The sequence below is a fragment of the Mesorhizobium sp. M1273 genome, from assembly GCF_040318195.1.
Taxonomy (GTDB): Bacteria; Pseudomonadota; Alphaproteobacteria; order Rhizobiales; family Rhizobiaceae; genus Mesorhizobium.
In genome coordinates, this window is sequence record NZ_JAMYLV010000050.1 from 1 (window position 1) to 19,153 (window position 19,153).

General features: G+C 64.4%; 18 protein-coding genes and 2 pseudogenes. 9 read left to right on the forward strand and 11 right to left on the reverse strand.

Annotated features, from left to right (window positions below; translation table 11 throughout):
* Both NKH30_RS30720 and NKH30_RS30725 read right to left on the reverse strand, forming a co-directional pair.
* Positions 1-227 (reverse strand): annotated as a pseudogene (locus NKH30_RS30720) (IS110 family transposase); the annotation flags it as partial.
* A 177-nt stretch (positions 228-404) separates the two neighbouring features.
* Positions 405-1,400, reverse strand: coding sequence for an aldo/keto reductase (locus NKH30_RS30725; protein ID WP_352997839.1), 996 nt, complete (start codon positions 1,398-1,400; stop codon positions 405-407).
* A 105-nt stretch (positions 1,401-1,505) separates the two neighbouring features.
* Between NKH30_RS30725 and NKH30_RS30730 the strand changes: the two genes are divergently transcribed.
* The 5 genes and pseudogenes from NKH30_RS30730 (at position 1,506) to NKH30_RS30750 (ending at position 6,718) form a co-directional block, all read left to right on the forward strand.
* The gene (locus NKH30_RS30730) at positions 1,506-2,396 is read left to right on the forward strand and encodes a LysR family transcriptional regulator (RefSeq protein WP_352540002.1); all 891 of its coding nucleotides are present in this window, start codon (positions 1,506-1,508) and stop codon (positions 2,394-2,396) included.
* Positions 2,397-2,456: 60 nt separating this feature from the next.
* Entirely contained in the window at positions 2,457-3,035 is a 579-nt protein-coding gene (locus tag NKH30_RS30735; RefSeq protein ID WP_352472552.1) for a cytochrome b, read from the forward strand.
* A gap of 68 nt (positions 3,036-3,103) precedes the next feature.
* Positions 3,104-3,679 carry a YceI family protein gene (locus NKH30_RS30740; protein WP_352472551.1) on the forward strand — a complete coding sequence of 192 codons (576 nt, stop codon included), beginning with the start codon at positions 3,104-3,106 and terminating at the stop codon, positions 3,677-3,679.
* Between the two features lie 338 nt (positions 3,680-4,017).
* Positions 4,018-5,004 (forward strand): Gfo/Idh/MocA family protein, encoded by a 987-nt coding sequence (locus tag NKH30_RS30745; RefSeq protein WP_352472550.1) that lies wholly within the window; start codon positions 4,018-4,020, stop codon positions 5,002-5,004.
* 56 nt (positions 5,005-5,060) lie between these two features.
* Positions 5,061-6,718: pseudogene (locus NKH30_RS30750) on the forward strand (FAD-binding dehydrogenase).
* Between the two features lie 165 nt (positions 6,719-6,883).
* Here the strand turns inward: NKH30_RS30750 and NKH30_RS30755 are convergent.
* Positions 6,884-7,630: a GntR family transcriptional regulator gene (locus NKH30_RS30755; protein ID WP_352743890.1), complete on the reverse strand. Its 747-nt coding sequence runs from the start codon at positions 7,628-7,630 to the stop codon at positions 6,884-6,886.
* Between the two features lie 99 nt (positions 7,631-7,729).
* Between NKH30_RS30755 and NKH30_RS30760 the strand changes: the two genes are divergently transcribed.
* From NKH30_RS30760 to NKH30_RS30770, 3 genes are all read left to right on the forward strand, one after another.
* Positions 7,730-8,284 (forward strand): autotransporter, encoded by a 555-nt coding sequence (locus NKH30_RS30760; RefSeq protein ID WP_352929262.1) that lies wholly within the window; start codon positions 7,730-7,732, stop codon positions 8,282-8,284.
* A 156-nt stretch (positions 8,285-8,440) separates the two neighbouring features.
* Positions 8,441-9,226, forward strand: a complete 786-nt coding sequence (locus NKH30_RS30765; protein WP_352997842.1) for a DUF899 domain-containing protein — start codon at positions 8,441-8,443, stop codon at positions 9,224-9,226.
* 98 nt (positions 9,227-9,324) lie between these two features.
* Positions 9,325-9,591 carry a hypothetical protein gene (locus tag NKH30_RS30770; protein ID WP_352682188.1) on the forward strand — a complete coding sequence of 89 codons (267 nt, stop codon included), beginning with the start codon at positions 9,325-9,327 and terminating at the stop codon, positions 9,589-9,591.
* 46 nt (positions 9,592-9,637) lie between these two features.
* On the opposite strand, the gene NKH30_RS30775 is transcribed toward NKH30_RS30770, so the two are convergent.
* The 7 genes from NKH30_RS30775 to bcoG form a co-directional block, all read right to left on the reverse strand.
* Positions 9,638-10,576 carry an alpha/beta hydrolase gene (locus NKH30_RS30775; protein ID WP_352501130.1) on the reverse strand — a complete coding sequence of 313 codons (939 nt, stop codon included), beginning with the start codon at positions 10,574-10,576 and terminating at the stop codon, positions 9,638-9,640.
* 222 nt (positions 10,577-10,798) lie between these two features.
* Entirely contained in the window at positions 10,799-11,581 is a 783-nt protein-coding gene (locus NKH30_RS30780; RefSeq protein ID WP_352472543.1) for a carnitinyl-CoA dehydratase, read from the reverse strand.
* Positions 11,574-13,652: an acetate--CoA ligase family protein gene (locus NKH30_RS30785; protein ID WP_352997844.1), complete on the reverse strand. Its 2,079-nt coding sequence runs from the start codon at positions 13,650-13,652 to the stop codon at positions 11,574-11,576. Before NKH30_RS30785 ends, NKH30_RS30780 begins: the two co-directional genes overlap by 8 nt.
* Before the next feature lie 186 nt (positions 13,653-13,838).
* Positions 13,839-15,002 (reverse strand): acyl-CoA dehydrogenase family protein, encoded by a 1,164-nt coding sequence (locus tag NKH30_RS30790; protein ID WP_352970073.1) that lies wholly within the window; start codon positions 15,000-15,002, stop codon positions 13,839-13,841.
* Positions 15,003-15,006: 4 nt separating this feature from the next.
* Positions 15,007-16,080 (reverse strand): 3-hydroxyacyl-CoA dehydrogenase NAD-binding domain-containing protein, encoded by a 1,074-nt coding sequence (locus tag NKH30_RS30795; protein ID WP_352970070.1) that lies wholly within the window; start codon positions 16,078-16,080, stop codon positions 15,007-15,009.
* Positions 16,077-16,706 (reverse strand): HD domain-containing protein, encoded by a 630-nt coding sequence (locus tag NKH30_RS30800; protein WP_352454777.1) that lies wholly within the window; start codon positions 16,704-16,706, stop codon positions 16,077-16,079. The genes NKH30_RS30795 and NKH30_RS30800 overlap by 4 nt, the downstream gene beginning before the upstream one ends.
* Before the next feature lie 31 nt (positions 16,707-16,737).
* Positions 16,738-17,649, reverse strand: a complete 912-nt coding sequence (bcoG, locus tag NKH30_RS30805; RefSeq protein WP_352970068.1) for a 3-dehydrocarnitine:acetyl-CoA trimethylamine transferase BcoG — start codon at positions 17,647-17,649, stop codon at positions 16,738-16,740.
* Positions 17,650-17,725: 76 nt separating this feature from the next.
* On the opposite strand from bcoG, the gene NKH30_RS30810 reads away from it, so the two are divergent.
* A complete protein-coding gene (locus NKH30_RS30810) occupies positions 17,726-18,706 on the forward strand; it encodes a GlxA family transcriptional regulator (protein WP_352970066.1) in 981 nt (326 codons plus the stop codon).
* An 86-nt stretch (positions 18,707-18,792) separates the two neighbouring features.
* Here NKH30_RS30810 and NKH30_RS30815 read toward each other — a convergent pair whose 3' ends face one another.
* Entirely contained in the window at positions 18,793-19,002 is a 210-nt protein-coding gene (locus NKH30_RS30815; protein WP_352970064.1) for a hypothetical protein, read from the reverse strand.
* Between the last annotated feature and the right edge of the window lie 151 nt (positions 19,003-19,153).

The window sequence follows — 19,153 nt, forward strand, 5'->3', positions numbered from 1 at the left end:
GGCGGGATCAGACGAACGGTGTGCCCGAGCTTGCCGATCTCGCGCGCCCAGTGATGCGCCCCAGAACAGGCCTCCATGGCGACCAAGCAGGCCGGCTGCCCAGCGAGAAACGCAAGCACCTTGTCGCGTCGCAGTTGCTTGCGGAAAACAATGGCGCCCGCCGCATCGGCTCCATGCGCCTGAAACACATTCTTCGCTAGGTCCAATCCGATCGTGTTAACTTCCATTGTGGACGCTCCCTCTCTTACGGTGGCTGTCAAACACCACCATTCTGGCACATCGATGCCGTCGAGGGGGCGTCCACCCCATCACTATCCCGAGGTCTCACAACGCTTTGCATCGCACCGTACTAGTCAAAAAGGGGTGCCCAAACGCCCCGTTTCGATTACGCCGTCGATTGCCGTTCACCCGTTAACCAGGGCCAGCAGCTCCTCGGTATAGCGCTTGCCGACCACCTTTTCCGGCGACAGGGCGTCGCCGATGGATGCCACCTCGGGCTGGCTCAGCACGATATCGGCTGCCGCCGTATTCTGCTCCAGATGGCGCATTTTTCGCGCACCAGGGATCGGGACAATGAAGTCGCCCTGATGCAGCACCCAGGCGAGCGCCAGCTGCGCCGGCGTCACGCCCTTCCCGGCGGCCATCTTTTCCAGCACGGCGACGACCGCCGCATTGGCCGCCATGGCGTCGGCCTGGAAGCGCGGCAACCCGCGGCGCCAGTCGTGGGCGCCGAGAACATCGGGCTTGGCGATCGTGCCGGTGAGCAGGCCGCGGCCGAGCGGGCTATAGGGGACAAAGCCGATGCCGAGCTCACGGCAGACAGCAAACACCCCTTCCTCCGGATCACGGCTCCACAGTGAATACTCGCTCTGCACGGCGGCGATCGGGTGCACGGCATGCGCCCGGCGGATGGTCGCCGCACTCGCCTCCGACAGGCCGAGCGCCCGCACCTTGCCCTCGCGCACCAGCTCGGCCATGGCGCCGACCGTATCCTCGATCGGCACGTTGGGGTCGACGCGGTGCTGGTAATAGAGATCGATCACCTCCGTATCCAACCGCTTCAATGACGCTTCGGCCACGGCCTTGACATGCTCCGGGCGGCTATCGACACCGGCCATGCGCTCCATGCCGCTGCCTTCTTCGAGGATTTTGAAGCCGAATTTGGTTGCGATCGTCACCTTGTCACGCACCGGCTTCAGCGCCTTGCCGACCAGGATCTCGTTCTCGTAAGGGCCATAGACCTCGGCCGTGTCGAAGAAATTGACCCCGATCTCGACGGCATGGCGCAGCGTGGCAATCGCCTCCGCCTCCGGCTGGCCACCATAGGCAAAGCTCATCCCCATGCAGCCGAGGCCGACCGGGTAGACGTCAAGTTCATTGCCAAGCTTGCGGGTTTGCATCACGTGTCTCCTTGTTGTGATGGTTGTGATGCCGCAGAGATAGCGTCTTGCGCCGAGTTCGATAATCGGCTCTCAATTGCACGGGCTGTTCCAAGAAATAGATCAATGAAGCGAACCCATCTTTCACAGCTCGCGGTACTGGCAATGGTCGCCCAATGCGGCAGTTTTCGCGGCGCCGCCAAGGAACTGGCAATCGCGCCGTCGGCGGTCAGCCACGCGGTGTCCAGCCTCGAAGCGCGCCTCGGCGTGCGCCTTCTGGCGCGCAGCACGCGCAGCGTCGCTCCGACCGAGGAGGGCGCGCAACTGCTCGAGCGCCTCAGGCCGGCGCTGTCGGAAATCGACCTTGCGCTTGAATCGGCAATCGAGGCGCGCCACCGGCCGGCGGGCAATCTCAGGCTGACCGTGCCGCGCACCGCCGCCCACCTGGCGCTGACGCCAAGGCTCGGCGCCTTTGCTGCTGCCTATCCCGACATCGTGCTGGAGATCGTCATCGAGGACCGCTTCACCGACGTCGTCGAGGGCGGCTTCGATGCCGGTGTGCGGCTGGGCGAGAGCCTGCAGCGCGACATGATCGCAGTGCGCATCGGACCAGACCTTCGCGGCGCGGTGGTCGGCACGCCATCCTACTTCGAGACCAGGTCGAAGCCGCAGCATCCGCGCGATCTCGCCGCTCACCGCTGCATCCGCTTCCGCTTCTCCAGCGGCATTCTCTACCGCTGGGAATTCGAGAAAAACGGCGAGGAGATCGAAATCCCGGTGCAAGGGCCGCTGATCCTCGACGAGGACCATCTGATTGCCAATGCCGCGGTCGACGGCGCCGGGCTCGCCTTCGTGTTCGAGGACTATGTCCGCGACCCGCTCGCCGGCGGCAAGCTCGTTCGCGTGCTGGAGGACTGGTGCCCGCGCTTCGATGGTTTCTTCGTCTATTACCCCAGCCGCCGCCAGATGCGGCCGGCGCTCAGGGCCTTTGTCGATTTTTTCAAGGTCGGCGAGTAAGCCAACCCTCCCCACAAGGGAGAGGTGGAAGAAAGCCGACCTGGCATTCGTTCACCGACCATGTCAGCACTGCCCAAAAACCAGACGGCCGGCTACGGCTGGACGGCGATCATCCTTCACTGGCTGATCGCGGCGCTCTTTATCGGCCAGTTCGTGCTCGGCTTCGTCATGGTGCGGCTGTCCAGCCAGCGCACCGCCTTCGAGCTGATCCAGCTGCATAAATCCTTCGGCTTCCTGCTGCTTGGACTGGTCATCCTGCGCATCGCCTGGCGCCTGGGCAGACCGGCCCCGCCGCTGCCGCGCTCGGTCGGCCCTTTCGAGCGCCGGATGGCGCCGCTGGTCCATCTCGCGCTTTATGCGTTTCAGCTCGCTCTGCCGCTGTCCGGCTGGGCGCTGGTCTCGGTCTCGGTGCTGGAGATCCCGAGCGTGCCGTTCAATCTGTTCGTCATGCCCAATCTGCCGCTCGGTGAATCGGACACGGCAGAAAGCTTCTGGGCAGCGACGCACTGGTATCTCGCCTATGCCGGCATCGGACTTGTCGCTTTGCATCTCGCCGCAGCGCTGCGCCATCATTTCTGGCTGAGGGATACCGTGCTGACGCGCATGATCACGGCTTCGTCACATCACGACAGGGAATAGAGCGGACGGCTCATTCGTTGATGGGGCGAGGACGCAAGAAAGCGTTGCCTGCCAAGAGGACCATTTCCATGTACGCGCGCATCTTCGGATTTGCGGCAGCCGCCGCTTGTTTTGCCATGCCTGTTTTCGCCGCCGTTGCCCTTGGCGAGGCGGCCGGCAGCTACACGATCAGCCCGGGGAGTTCCAGCATCCATTTCTCCATCGCCAAGCTCGGCGGCGGCGGGCTCGACGGTGCCTTCTCCCGCTTCAAGGGCAGTATCCTCATCGACAACAGTGATGTCGGCCGGTCCCGGGTCAATTTCACCATCTTCCCCGAAAGCGTCGGTACCGGCCAAAGCCGCATCGATGCCTTTCTCCGCTCGGACGCCGTTTTCGACGCGGCCAACAATCCGGAGATCCAGTTCCGTTCGACCAGCGTCAAACGCACCGGCGACACGTCGGCCCTTGTCACCGGCCGGCTGACGGCGCGCGGCAAGACCTTTCAGGAAAAATTCACGGCCGAGCTCGGCGGCCTCCGGGCGGGCACGATAAAATTCCACGTCACCGGCAAGGTGCTGCGGTCGCGCTACGGCATGGATGTCGGCACGCCGATTTATTCCAACGTCGTCGATTTCGACATGACGCTGACGGGTAGAAGGGGTTGAGCGGTTCTTCCTGCGATTTCACCATCGCTGCAGGACCTGGGTTCCTCGCCCCCGCGGTGCGGGGGAGAGGTGGCCCGGCGAAGCCGGGACGGAGAGGGGGACGACGGTCGCGAAGTCAGACTCCTAAAAGGGACTGAGCGCGAGACGGGCCATAATACGAAGCCTATCAGGCGCCGCCCTTAAACAGCGAATTCCAGCCCGTCACGAAGACCCCTCTCCGTCCCGGCTTCGCCGGGCCACCTCTCCCCACTTCGTGGGGCGAGGAACCATGCTCCCGCATTGGCTTTTCTCCTGAATTAGGGCAAACCTCCAGGCCTGCAATCGAGAGGAGAAATCTGATGTTCCGATGGGGTGTTTTGTCGACGGCCAAGATCGGCCGCGAGCAGCTTTTGCCGGCAATCGTCGAGGCGGAGAACGGCGTGCTGTCCGCGATTGCCAGCCGCGATCTGTCGAAAGCGCGGGCGCTGGGCGAACGCTTCGGTGCGCGCCACGCGTTCGGCTCCTATGAGGAGCTGCTCGCCTCCAGCGACATCGACGGCGTCTACATTCCGCTGCCGACCTCGCAGCATGTCGAATGGACGGCCAAGGCGATCGAGGCCGGCAAGCATGTTCTGGTCGAAAAACCGCTGGCGCTCGATGCCAGGGACATTCCGCCGCTGATCAAGCTGCGCGATGCCAGGAAGGTGCTGGTCTGCGAAGCCTTCATGGTCGTCTACCATCCGCAATGGATCAAGGTGCGCGACCTCATCGCCAACGGCGCCATCGGCCGGCTGCGCCATGTCCAGGGCGCGTTCTCCTATTACAATGTCGACCCCAACAACATGCGCAACAAGCTCGATCTCGGCGGCGGTGCGCTGCCCGACATCGGCGTCTATCCGACGGTATCGACGCGCTTTTCGACCGGCAAGGAGCCGCTGCGCGTCCAGGCGACGATCGAGCGCGACAAGACATTCGGCACCGACATCTATTCCTCGATCCGCGCCGATTTCGGCGACTTCGAGCTGTCGTTTTACCTGTCGACGCAGATGGCGGCACGCCAGGTGATGGTCTTCCACGGCGAGAAGGGCTTCATCGAGGTGTTCTCACCGTTCAACGCCGGGCTCTACGACCATCACCGCGTCGAGCTGCACAACCAGAACCACAGCGAGGCGCAGGTGTTCCGCTTTCCCGGCACGCAGCAATACCGGCTGGAAGTCGAGGCCTTCGCGTGGGCTGCGCAGGGCGGCAAGGACCGCGTCTTCACTCTGGAAGAATCGGTGCTCAACCAGAAGGTCATCGATGCCATCTTCCGCGCCGGCGAGAAGGAAGGCTGGGAAACAGTCTAGGCCGGCCATGTCCCAAAAAGGGGGGCCGGTTTTTGGACAAGATCATGGCCAAATAGATGTCCGACGATGCGGATGTGATCATTGTCGGCGCCGGCCTTACCGGCCTTGTCGCGGCGGCCGAACTGACTGCGGCCGGCAAGAAGACCATCATCGTCGAGCAGGAGCCGGAACAGTCGCTTGGCGGCCAGGCATTCTGGTCGCTCGGCGGCATCTTCCTTGTCGATTCGCCCGAACAACGGCGCATGCGCATCCGCGATTCGTATGAGCTGGCGCTCGAGGACTGGCTGGGCACCGCGGCCTTCGACCGCACGGAAGATCTCTGGCCGCGCCGCTGGCCGAGGCCTATCTCGGCTTCGCCGCCGGCGAGAAGCGCTCCTGGCTCATGCAGCGCGGCCTGAAATTCTTTCCGGTGGTCGGCTGGGCCGAGCGCGGCGGCGGCAATGCCGTCGGCCACGGCAATTCGGTGCCGCGCTTCCACATCATCTGGGGCACCGGCCCTGGCGTGCTCGAACCGTTCGTGCAGCGCGTGCGCGAGGCCGAGAAACGCGGGCTGATCCGCTTCAAATTCCGTCACCGGGTAAACGAATTGACGCGGACGGGCGGCGTCGTCGACGGCGTGCGCGGCGACCTGTTGGCGGCGAGCGATGCCGAGCGCGGCCGCAAGAGCTCGCGCGAGATCACCGGCGATTTCGAGTTGAAGGCGCAGGCCGTCATCGTCGCCTCCGGCGGCATAGGCGCCAATCACCGGCTGGTCCGGGAGAATTGGCCGAAGCGGATGGGCGCGCCGCCGAAACGCATGATCACTGGCGTTCCCGATCATGTCGACGGCCGCATGCTGGCGATCGCCGAAGCCGCCGGCGGCCGGCTGATCAACCGCGACCGCATGTGGCACTATGTTGAGGGCGTCAGGAACTGGGCACCGATCTGGACCGATCATGCGATCCGCATCCTGCCCGGCCCGTCATCGCTGTGGCTCGACGCGCGCGGCAAGCGCCTGCCGGTGCCGCTCTATCCCGGCTTCGACACGTTGGCCACGCTCAGCCACATCATGAGCACCGGCTTCGATCATTCCTGGTTCATCCTGACCAAAAAGATCATCCAGAAGGAGTTCGCGCTGTCGGGCTCCGAGCAGAACCCCGATCTGACGGGGAAGAGCTGGCGCCAGGTGCTCGGCCGCGCCACCAGCGGCGTGCCCGCGCCGGTCAAGGCGTTCATGGAGAAGGGCGAGGATTTCATCGTCGAGCCTGATTTGCCGGCGCTGGTCGCCCGCATGAACGCAGTGGCCGGCGGCGAGCCGCTGCTCGAACTGGCGCAGGTTGAGCGCGAAATCCGCGCCCGCGACCGGCAGCTCGACAATCCGTTCTCCAAGGACATGCAGATTACCGCGTTGCGCGGCGCGCGAGCCTATCTCGGCGACCGGCTGATCCGCACCGCAAGACCGCACAAGCTGCTCGATCCCGCCAATGGCCCGCTGATTGCCGTCAGGCTCAGCATCCTGACCCGCAAGACGCTCGGTGGGCTGGAGACTGACCTCGACAGCCGCGTGCTGGGCGCCGGCGGCCAACCAGTCGAGGGGCTGTACGCGGCGGGCGAGGCCGCCGGTTTCGGCGGCGGCGGCATGCACGGCTATGCAGCGCTCGAAGGCACGTTTCTCGGCGGCTGCATCTTTTCCGGCCGCAGTGCCGGACGGGCGGCGGCACGCGCGGTGGGGTGAAACAAGGCCCGCGGGCGGCCGTTGCGCCAAGGTGGCGGGTCGCACCGAGTGGCCAACTTCCCTTAGAGCATTTTGCAGCCAAATGGAATCATTTGGCGTCCGCATAAATGCGACAAAACAGATAGTTAGAGCGGGTTACCGGTTCCAGGAGAACCGGAACCGGCTCTAGGCGAAGGGCTGCAAATTGACGTCTTGAAGCTTGGAACCGGCAAGCAAAGCCTCGAGCACCTGCTTCTTGAGAGACAGGCACTGCGAACGGGCAAGTTTGACGATGGCGGAAACCTCACCTGCCTCGCAGGCAAGGACCAGCTCCTTTTGCTGGGCGATGATCAACTGGGTGAAGTCGCGGGACTTGAAGCCGAGGTGGAGAACCCGCGCCGACTGGTCGAGTATCTGGTCCAGCAGATGCGCCAGTCGTAAATTTCCCGAGAGCTCCGCAAGGGCCAGACGAAAGGCACAGTCGGCCGCAAGGAAGGCGACGTGGCTGCGTAGCGTCTCCGGCTTCAGCACCTTTTTCGCCGCCAGCCTGACATCCTCGAGCCCGCGCTCGGTCATGTTCGATGCCGCCACCCTGAACACTTCCGGTTCGATCAAGCTGCGGACATCGAAGATCTCGTTGACGTCCCGCAGGCTAAGCGTCGCAACGACGTAGCCGCGGCGCGGTTCGCTCCTGACCAGCCCTTCCTGCATCAGTCGGGCCAGCGCCGCGCGGATGGTCGCCTTTTTGATCTGGTACCGGTCACCGATCTGCTTCTCCGTCAGCGCTTCACCGGGGCGCAGCACGCAGGCAATGATGTCGTTCCTCAGCTGCTCATATGCCTGTTCCCTGCGAAGGACGTCGGCGGCCGACAGTGCTGTCGCCTCGACCGTGGCCGGCCTTGCCGGTTCGGCGGTCAACTTCGTCGTTTTCATATTCCGTCCGTCTGGCTGTCCCGTTGACGCTGGCATCAGCATTCGCTAGCGTGAGCATCTCAGATTGATGATCTGAGCATCTCAGCGAGGATAACTGATATGCCTTTACACGCCAACTCGCCTCTCTACGCTGCTGCCGATGATATCGTCAATGCCGCGAAGGGGCCAGATCCCCTCGAAGCGGTAAGGACGGTCCTGGGCGACTATACCAACCGCTTTCACGCATCGGGAACACTCGCTCACGAAGAAGACGACGACGAGGTGCTTCTGCATGCGAGCCCGAACCTGACGATCTATCACATCACGCTGTCGCCCGGCCTGCAGTACCCGCCTCATAACCACCTGATGGATGCCTTGATCGGCATCTACAAGGGCAGCGAGACGAACTTCATCTATCCCGTTGCCGGCAGCGAACTCGATGTTCCCGAAAGGCAGGACATCGCAGCGCCTGCCGTGGTGCACATGGCGTCAAATACCGTTCATGCGGTTGCGAATACGGGCGGTGCGCGATCGGGTGCGCTGCATGTCTACCTCGGCGATCTCACACGAACCCACCGGCAGCTGTGGAGTCCGGATAGCAACCAGGCCGAGCCGTTTGACAATGACCGCTATCTGGCCGGCGCTCGGCCCATTCAGCAGTCCGGGCACGAATGAGCGCAGGGGCGTCGCGGGCGGCGAAATTGGCCGTGATCAGCGGACCCGTCGGAATCGCGTCACACTTGTCACTCTCGCCAACCCGCTATCGCCCCTATCCTATCTGACGACCCAACACGTCGCGCCTGCGGCGACAAACCAGCAAGGAGATGCACAATGACGGCACATCAGAATGGCACAGGCGAGCAGACGAAGCGGCTCGCGATGAAGACACCACCGGTCGTTTCGTCTGACGCGTGGGAGGCCGCGCGCCAGCAACTGCTCGTGAAAGAGAAGACCGTGACCCGGGCTCGCGACGCACTGGCCGCCGAGCGCCGGCGGATGCCGTGGATGGCGGTGGAGAAGACCTATACGTTCGAAGGGCCTGATGGAAAGGTGAGCCTGCTCGACCTGTTCGAGGGCCGCCGTCAGCTGATCGTCTACCGCGCCTTCTTCGAGCCCGGCGTATTCGGCTGGCCCGACCACGCTTGCCGCGGCTGTTCGCTGGGGGCGGACCAGGTCGGCAACCTCGCCCATCTGAACGCCCGCGACACCACGCTTGCCTACGCCTCGCGCGCACCGCAGGCCGACATTGCGCGGCTGAAGGCGCGGATGGACTGGAAGATGCCCTGGTACACCATCACCGACAGCTTCGATGCCGACTTCGGCGTTGACGAGTGGCACGGCCACAACGTGTTCATCCGCGACGGCGACCGCGTGTTCCGCACCTACTTCATCAACAACCGCGGTGACGAGGCGATGGGGACCGTATGGAGCTATCTCGACCTGTCGCCGCTCGGCCGCCAGGAGATTTGGGAGGATTCGCCCGAGGGCTATCCGCAGACGCCGACGTACAAGTGGTGGAATTGGCACGACAATTACGGCGCCGAAGCCGTCCCCGACAAAAAATGGGTCGAGATATCGGACGCCGGAGAGGCCGCGTTCCGGAATCGCACCGAATAGAACGTCTTTGGCGTCGCGGAAATGCAGCCAGGACAATTGGAGGAGCGGGATGCACGGTTCAATTCGACGCATCCCGCTCGCTATGCAGGACTACGGACATGAGCGAGATTCATGCAGGCGGATCCACCGGCGATGCGAGCCCGGCCGACCATAGTGCAGCCGATTGGCTGTCCTTTGCGGCCGCGCCGACCTTCGCAACCATGGCGCTGCTGACGCTTCTCGGCGGAGCGCCGGACATGATGTGCTCGACCGGGCAAGAGGCGTCACCGCTCGACGGCATGGTCCCGATGTACCTGCTGATGAGCGGCTTCCATTTAGGACCTTGGCTGAAGCAGGTTTCCGGCCGGCGACGCCGCCGCAAATAGAGCTGTACCGGCCGACAAAGGCCCGTTCTGGTCGGGAAGACATCCCTCACCAGATCCACTCGCCCCTTCCCAAAACCGCTACCGCATCGACAATCCGGGTAAAGCTCGAGCGGGCGCGGCCGGCCGTGTGCCTGGCGCGCAAATAGCCATGCACCAGCCCCGGCTCCTCGAGCCACCAGGCGCGCCCGCCCGCGGCAACGATGCGGTCGCGATAGGCTTCGCCGTCCGACGACAGCGGGTCGCATTCGGCGGTGATCACGACGGTGGGCGGCAGATTGGCGAACTCGGCGTCGGCGAGCGGCCACAGAGTGAGATCGCCGGTGCGATCCTCGCCACCGGTCCTGATGTCCCTGTAGAAAACGAGGTCGCGCGCGGTAAGCATCGGCGCTTCCGCGTGGGTGACGTAGGAACCGGCGGAGCTGTCGCCGCCAAGGCCGGGATAGACCAGAATCTGGCCGATCGGCTTGCGCGCATGGCCGCGCGTTGCGTGACTGACGGCGGCGGCGAGATTGCCGCCGGCACTGTCGCCGCAGAGCAGGACAGGACGCTCGTAAGTCGCCGCCGCCCATTCGAAGGCGCTGATGGCATCGTCGAAGGCGGCCGGATGAAGGTGTTCAGGTGCCAGCCGGTAGTCGACCGAAACCACTTCGTAGCCGGTGCGGCTGCAAAGCTCGGCGCAGAGGTCGTCATGGCTGTCGAGCCCGCCGAGGATAAAACCGCCGCCATGGAAATAAAGCACCATCGCCGCCGTTTCCGGCGCCGGAGCGCGGTAGATGCGGATCGGAATGTGCCAGGGTGTGGCAATGGCGGTGGTTTCCGCCGTGACGCCTTGGGGATAGCCGGCAAAGAACTCGCGGCACATCCGGTTATAGATCTGGCGCTGCTCGGCGACGGTGTAGTCGATCGTATCGGGCGGATAATAGGAGTTAGTCCGCTCGATGAAGCCCCAGGTCTCGGCGTCGATGAGGGTTTTGTAGTCGGTCATGGGCGCTGAATGGATCGCAATGAATCCGCGTGAACACCCCCCTCTGGCCTGCCGGCCATCTCCCCCTCAAGTGGGGAGATCGGCAGCTTCGGCCTTGCAGCCCATCTTGCAACGTTGGAGATTGGCGAAAACCGAAGCGACATCCGATCTCCCCCCTTGAGGGGGAGATGGCCGGCAGGCCAGAGGGGGGTGTGACGGAGTGCCGTCATTTCGGCTGTACCTTCATTTCCCCTTCCACACCGGATCGCGCTTCTCGGCAAAGGCGCGAAAGCCCTCGAGATTGTCCTCCGAGCCGTAGAGTGCGTCAACCGTCGACAGTTGCCGGCGCGTCACCCGGTTCATGGCGTCCTGGAACGTCAGCGATTCTGCGACCCGGGCCGTTTCCTTGATCGCGGCGAAGACCAGCGGCGGGCCGCTGGCGAGCAGCCGCGCGATTTCCCAGACGCGGTCCTCCAGTCTTTCCTTGGGCAGCACCTCGTTGACCAGGCCCCAGCGATGCGCCTCGGCGACATCCATCCAGCGGCCGGTGAGCAGAAGGTCCATGGCGACATGGTAGGGGATGCGCTTCGGCAGCTTGATCGTCGCCGCATCGGCCAGCGTGCCGGCACGGATTTCGGGCAGCGCGAAGGAGGAGTGGTCCGACGCATAGATGAGGTCGCAGGATAGCGCCAGTTCGAAGCCGCCGCCGACCGCCATGCCGTTGACGCAGGCGATCACCGGCTTGTTGAGGTCGCGCAGTTCCTGCAGCCCGCCGAAGCCGCCGACGCCGTAGTCGCCGTCGACAGCGTCGCCGCCGGCCGCTGCCTTCAGGTCCCAGCCGGCGCAGAAAAACTTGTCACCGGCGGTCTTGACGATGGCGACGCGCAAGTCGGGATCGTCGCGAAACGCCTTGAAAGTCTCGCCCATCAGCCGCGACGTCTTCAGGTCGATGGCATTGGCCTTGGGCCGGTCGAGCGTGACTTCGAGGATAGTGCCCTCGCGGCGGGTGGTGATGACGTCAGACATTTTTGTTCTCTCCAAGCACCAGCAGCGCATCGGCGATCCAGGCGCCCTTGCCTTCGGTGCAGACGATCAGCGGATTGATGTCGAGTTCCTCGATCTCGCCGGCGTTTTGCTGCACGAAAGCGGCAATGCCCGATATCGCATCGATTGCCGCCGCGACATCGGCCTTCGGCCGACCGCGATAGCCGTCGAGCAGCGGGAACAGTTTCAGCCCACGCAAAGCGGCCTCGATATCGTCGCGGGTCGCCGGCAGCATCAGCGTGACGCTGTCGCGCAACAGCTCGACCAGCACGCCGCCGGTGCCGAGCGTCATCACGGCGCCGAACATCGGGTCGCGGGTGAAGCCGACGAGCAGCTCGGCGACGCCGTCGCGCACCATGCGCTCGACATAAAGGCCCGTGCCGAGCGGGCCGAGATCGTGGGCGGCGGTGCTGACGGATTCAGCATCCCTCAAATTGAGCCGGACCGCGTCGAGCTCGGACTTGTGGATGACGCCAAGGGCCTTCATCGCCACCGGGAAGCCGAGCGCCATCGAGGAGATGACAGCTTCGACCGCGTTGCCGGCGCGCTCGCCCTTCGGCACGGGGAGCCCGGCCTCGATGAGCCGCGCCTTCGCCTCGGCCTCGTCCGGCGTGACATGGTCGCCGGCCGGCGCGCCGGACGCCGAAGTGTCGATCGGCTGCGCCTGCGGCTCGCGCCAGGCCCAGCCGATGAAGGCCGCCGCCTGGGCGGCGTCAATGGCTTCGGAGATGCCGAACAGCGGCACCATGCCCCGCGCCATCAGGCCGGCAGTGTATTCCTCGGGCAGGTTCTCCGGCAGCGAGGAGACGATCGCGCCTTGCGCGCTGTTGGTCTTCAGCGCCACTTCGAAGGCGCGCAGCGTCGCCCACCAGTCGGTGTCCGAGCAGCGGTCGGGGCGCGGGAAATCGAGCACCAGCATGTTGAGGTCGAAGCCCCCCGACACCATCGCGGTGAAGGTGGCGGTCATCGCCGGCTCGTTGTTCCAGATGAAGGTGTGGTAGTCGAGCGGGTTGGCCACCGCGACCAGCGGCCCGAGCGTCGATTTGACATGCGCGCGGTGCTCGGGGGTGAGTGGCGGAAACGTCACCCAGCGGCCTTCGGCGCTGTCGGCCATGACCGACGCCTCGCCGCCCGAACAGCTCATCGACGACAGCCGGTAGCCGGGCAGGGGGCCGGTGACGTGCAGCAGCTTCAGCGCCTCGATGAAGGCGGGAATTGAATCGATGCGGGCGATGCCGAGCCGCTTCAGGAAGGCGCCGGACGCCGCGTCCGAGCCGGCCAGCGACGCGGTATGGGAGACGGTCGCCTGCCGCGCCTGCTCGGAGCGGCCGACCTTCATGGCGATGACAGGCTTCTTCAGCTCGCGTGCCCGTGCCGCCAGCCTTTCGAAGCCGGCTACCGAATCGAAGGCCTCGATATGCAGGCCGAGCGCGGTGACGCGGTCGTCCTCGATCAGGCCGAGCGCCATTTCGGAAAGCCCGGTCTGCGCCTGGTTGCCGGCGGTCATCAGAAAGGCGATCGGCAGGCCGCGCTTCTGCATCGTCATGTTGATGGCGATGTTCGACGACTGGGTGATGATGGCAACGCCGCGACCGCCTTCTGGCAGCCTGATGCCGCCATGCTGGTCGGGCCACAAAAGCGCGCCGTCGGCGTAGTTGATGAGCCCGTAGCAGTTCGGCCCGATGATTGGCATTTGGCACGCCGCCGCGACCAGCTCGGCCTGCAGCCGCTCGCCGTCCTCGTCATAGGCCTCGGTTTCGAGGAAGCCGGCGGCGAAGCAGACCGCACCGCCGGCGCCGCGCTCGGCCAGTGCCTTGACCACTTCGATGGTCAAGTGCCGGTTGACGCCGACGAAAGCGGCATCCGGCGCACCGGGCAATTCGGCCACCGAGCGATAGGCCTTGCGGCCGGCGACCTCGGCCTTGCTCGGATGCACCGGCCAGATCTCGCCGGCAAAGCCCATCTTGATCGATTGCGCGACGACGGCGGCAGCCTGCGCGCCACCGAAGACCGCGATCGTTCGTGGGCGCAGAAGGCGCTCAAGTTTGTGCATAAACACCCCCCTCTGCCCTGCCGGGCATCTCCCCCTCAAGGGGGGAGATTGGCAGCTGGGCCGCCGGCCCGAGGCATGCAACGGTAATAACTGGCGAAATCAGGAATGGCGGCCGATCTCCCCCCTTGAGGGGGAGATGTCCGATAGGACTGAGGGGGGCGCGAAGGAATGCAGACATTGCGCTGTTCAGCCCCCGAACGGGCGCAGCAGCGCCCGGGAGATGATGTGGCGCTGGATTTCCGAAGTGCCTTCCCAAATGCGCTCGACGCGGGCGTCGCGCCAGATGCGCTCGAGCGGCAAATCGTCCATCAGCCCCATGCCGCCATGGATCTGGATCGCCTCGTCGGCGACGAAGGCAAGCATCTCGGTGGCCTTCAGCTTGGCCATGGCCATGTCCTGGTCGGTGACGGTACCCTGATCGTACTTCCAGCCGGCTTCGAACACCATCAGGTCGGCGGCCTTCAGCTCGGTCGCCATGTCGGCGAGCTTGAACGACACGCCCTGGAACTTGCCGATCGGCTGGCCGAATTGCTGGCGCTGCGCGGCGTATTCGACGGCGTGGCCAAGCGCCCGCTCGGCGCGGCCGAGGCAGGTGGCGCCGACCTGCAGGCGCGTTGCGCCGAGCCAGGAATTGGCGACATCGAAGCCTTTGTGGACCTCGCCGAGTACCTGGCTCGCCGGCAGCCGGCAATCATCGAATTCGAGAATGGCGTTGGTGTAGCCGCGATGCGAGACGTTGCGGTAGCCGTCGCGCACGGTGAAACCCTTAGTGCCCTTGTCGACGAAAAAGGCGGTGATCTTCTTGCGTTTTCCACGCGAAGACTCTTCCTCACCCGAGGCCATGAAGACGATGGCGAAATCGGCGAGGTCCGCATGGCTGATGAAATGCTTGGTGCCGTTCAGCACCCAGTCGTCGCCGTCTTGCACGGCGGTTGCCTTCATGCCGCGCAGATCGGAGCCGGCGCCCGGCTCGGTCATTGCCAGGCAATCGCATTTCTCGCCGCGAATGCAGGGAAACAGATATTTTTCGCGCTGCTCCGGCGTGCCGGCGAGAAGGATGTTCGAAGGCCGCGCCACGCAGGTCCAATGCAGTGCGTAATTGGCGCGGCCGAGTTCCTTCTCATAGAGCAGCCAGGTCACCGTATCGAGCCCGGCGCCGCCGACATCGGCCGGCATGTTGGCGGCATAGAGGCCGGCTTCGATCGCCTTGGCCTTGATCTCCTCGATCAGCTCGCGGCGCAGCACGCCGGTGCGTTCAACCTCGCGCTCATGCGGGTAAAGCTCGTTCTCGACGAAGGCCCGCGTCGTCTCGACGATGAGCTTCTGCTCCTCCGAAAGACCAAAATCCATGGTCTCAGCCTTTCTTCTTTTTCTTCGGCTTTTCAGCCTTGGCCTTTTCGGCCGCCTTGGAGGCGGTGGGCTTCTTCGCCGCAAGCTTGGCCAACTGCCTGGTGTAGTCCTTATGCAAGGCGCCGGCACCCCAACCTTTGCCTTTGTTCTGCTTCGACAGTGCCTCCATGATGGCGACCAGATTGTCGTCGCGGATCTTTTCGAGATCGCGGATCGACAGACCGTGCGCCTGATCGTCCGACTGGGTCGCGATCAGCTCGACCAGCTCATCGTTGAACTCCGGCACGTCCATCAGCTTGGTCCACGGCCATTTCAGGCACGGGCCGAACTGCGCCATGAAGTGGCGCATGCCGGCCTCGCCGCCGGCGACGCGATAGACCTGGAACATGCCCATCTGCGCCCAGCGCAGGCCGAAGCCGTAGCGCATGATGTCGTCGAGCTCCTCGACCGTGCAGATGCCGTCCTTGACCAGCCACAGCGCCTCGCGCCACGCCGCTTCGAGCAGCCGGTCGCCGACGAAGGCTTCGATCTCCTTGCGGATCACCACCGGCTTCATGCCGATCGAGGCATAGATCTCCTTGGCGACCTCGATCGCCTCGGGAAAGGTCTGTTCGCCGCCGACGATCTCGACCAGCGGCAGCAGATAGACGGGGTTGAACGGATGGCCGACGACCAGCCGCTCCGGATGCTTCTTCATCGCTACCTGCATGTCGGTCGGCTTGATGCCGGAAGTGGAGGAGCCGACAATTGCGTTGGCCGGCGCATAAAGGTCGATCTCGGCCAGCACGCGGTGCTTCAGGTCGAGCCGTTCCGGCACGCTTTCCTGGATTAAATCGGCGTCGGCGACCGCCTCGGCGATGGTCTTGGCGAAGGTAAGCTTGCCCTCCTTCGGCAGGCCGCCGGGCAGCATCTGCTTGTAGGCGCGTCGTGCTCCCTTCATCACCTCGCCGACCTTGCGTGATGCCTCGGGGTCGGGATCGAAGATCGACACGTCGATGCCGTTGAGCAGCAGCCGCGCCACCCAGCCGGCGCCGATGACGCCGCCGCCGATGGCGGCCGCTTTGTTGATGATGCTCATGCGGAAGCTCCGGTTCTGGTGCTGGCTGTTGCGGGGTCGGTGAGGGCGACGCGTTCGCCGGCACGGATCACGCATGCGTCATAGGCCTTGCGCGCGAACACTTCGAGCACGAAGGGCCGGAAGAAATCGATCGGCAATGTCTCGTAATCCGGGTCGAAGCTCGACTGATCCCAGCGTTCGCAAAACTCATCGCAATCGTCGAAGTAGATGTGCTCGGCGAAACGGTCGCGGGCGTGCGGATTGCCGCCGAGGTGGTGGGCGTAATAGAGGCGCTGGAAATCGCCGTGCTTTTCCACCACCCAGGTGCATTGCTCGCGCACAAAAGGCTTCAGGATCGACGCCGCATACTCGTCGTGGTTATAGGGCGCGTAGATGTCTCCGATATCGTGCAGCAAGGCGCAGGCAATCCAGTCGGTGTCGGCGCCGTCGCGCCAGGCCCGTGTTGCCGCTTGCAGTGAATGGCCGAGCCGGGTGATCTTGTAGCCCGAGAGGCCCGCATCAAGCTGGACGAGCGCGTCGAGCAGGCGCTCGCCGGTCTTTGCCGCGTAGTCGATCTCGTGCTCGGTGAGGAAGGCGTAATCCTCGCGGTCGCCGTCCTTCATGGCGGTGAATTTCACGGTCTTCATCGGCGGCTCCTCCCAACCGGCTACCGGCTTTTCAAAGCGGTGCGCGCTTCGTCAGGTTCAGCTTCTTGCGGACTTCGTCCGGGCCGATGACCCTGGCGCCCATATTCGACACGATGCTGACCGCCCGCTCGACCAGCTGCGCATTGGTCGCCAGCACACCCTTGTCGAGCCAGAGATTATCCTCCAGTCCGACGCGGACATTGCCGCCGGCCAGCACCGCGGCCGCGACATAGGCCATCTGGTTGCGGCCAATGGCAAAGGCCGACCAGTTCCAGGTCGACGGTACATTGTTGACCATGGCCATGAAGGTGTTGAGGTCGTCCGGCGCGCCCCACGGCACGCCCATGCACAATTGCACCAAGGCGTCCGGCTTCAGCACTTCTTCCTCGACCAATTGCTTGGCGAACCACAGATGCCCGGTGTCGAAGGCCTCGATCTCCGGCTTGACGCCGAGCGCCGTCATCATGCCGCCCATGGCACGCAGCATGCCGGGCGTATTGGTCATGACATAGTCGGCCTCGGCGAAATTCATGGTGCCGCAGTCGAGCGTGCAGATTTCCGGCAGGCACTGGCGGACGTGCTCCATGCGGTTGCTCGCGCCGCCCATGTCCGTGCCTTTTTCGTTCAGCGGCAGCGGTTTCTCCGGCGGGCCGAATACCATGTCACCCCCCATGCCGGCGGTCAGGTTCAGCACCACGTCGACGTCTGCCGCGCGGATGCGCTCGGTTACTTCGCGATAGAGATGCACGTCGCGCCTAGGCTTGCCGGTCTCGGGATCGCGCACATGGCAGTGCACGATCGCCGCACCCGCCTTTGCCGCCTCGATGGCCGAATCGGCGATCTCTCTGGGCGAGCGCGGCACATGCGGGCTGCGATCCTGCGAACTGCCGGACCCGGTCACGGCACAGGTAATGAAAACCTCACGGTTCATCGCTAACGGCATCGGATTCTCTCCCAATAGAACGTAGGGCAAGAATGCCTGACTTGCCGGAAACTGTTTTGCGTTTTACGAAGATCGTGTGACCAAAAACGAAAAACCGACGATCTTTCGGGCCGAGCGTTTGCCGCTCAAGGTAACGCTGCTGGTATTCTCCGGCTCGTCGATCATGTGCGTCGCCTCGGCCGTCGATCCGTTGCGCGCCGCCAACCGCATTGCCGGTGAGACGCTGTTCGATTTCAGGCTGGTCTCGGTGACAGGCGAGGCGCCGGTCACCACATGCGGCCTGCCGGTGGCGGTCAGCGGCCGCTTCGATGCGGCTGACACAACCGATATGCTGGTCGTCGTCGCCGGCTTCGGCTCGCAGAACCATGCCACATCGGCCTTGCTGTCCGGACTGCGCCGGGCGGCGCGCGCGGCACGCGCCTGGGGCGGCGTCGAGGCCGGCACCTGGCTGGTTGCCCGCGCCGGTCTGCTGGAGGGGCGCAGCGCCACCACCCACTGGGAGGACATGGAGGATTTCTCGTCGGCCTTTCCCGGCGTCGACGTGCGCCCCGACCGCTACGTCATCGATGGCCCGGTGTTCACCACCGGCGGCGCCTCGCCGACCTTCGACCTGATGCTGCATCTGATCCGCACGCGGCTCGGCATGGCCGTGGCGCTAGATGTCGCGAGCGTCTTCATCTACGACCAGGCGCGCGCCGCGACGGACGCGCAACCGCTGGTCTCGCTCGGCCGTCTTGATGGCTACGATCCCAAGCTGGCGCAAGCCATCCGGCTGATGGAAGCGCATGTCGACCAGCCGCTGACTATCGCGGCCGTGGCAAAGCGCGCCGGGGTGACGGCACGGACGCTGGAAAGCATCTTTCGAAAGTCGATCGGCGAAACGCCCGGCGCTTATTACCTCAGGCTGCGCCTCGGCGCCGCGCGCCGGCTGGTGGTCGACACGCGCATCGCCATGGCGGACATTGCCGGGCGAACGGGGTTTTCGTCCGCCGCGGCATTTTCCAGAGCGTTTTCAAGAGCGTTCGGCGAAGCGCCGGTTAGGCTGCGTCGGGGATAATGCATGTCGCCCAAAAGCCTGGCCACGGGCTTGACCCGAGCGTGCGTAGCGGTTTTGCGATAACGACATCCATAGGCAAAGGTAGATCAGGCAGCGTCCTGGCGGTCGCTGCTGCCGTCGATCTGCGAGCGCATCTGTCTCGCAAGATGGGTCTCGAAGCGGCTGGCGACCGCGCGATCCCATTCGTTTGCAATCAGCGCACCTTGTTTCGGGTGCGGCAGCGCCATCAGCCGGTCGATGATCGATCCAGCCTCGCCAGATGAGAGCAGGGCGTCGATTTCGCGTTCGTGCTGCATATCGTTTCGCCTCCTTCTTTCTGAATCCCGCCACGAACCACACTATAGGAGGTTCGTGACGGCTGTTTGAAGGCAAGAGCGAGGCGATTGATGGGCGATGCCGGGCAAAGTTTTGTCCGCCGCCGCCCATCTTGGGCACGATCGTTCCGGC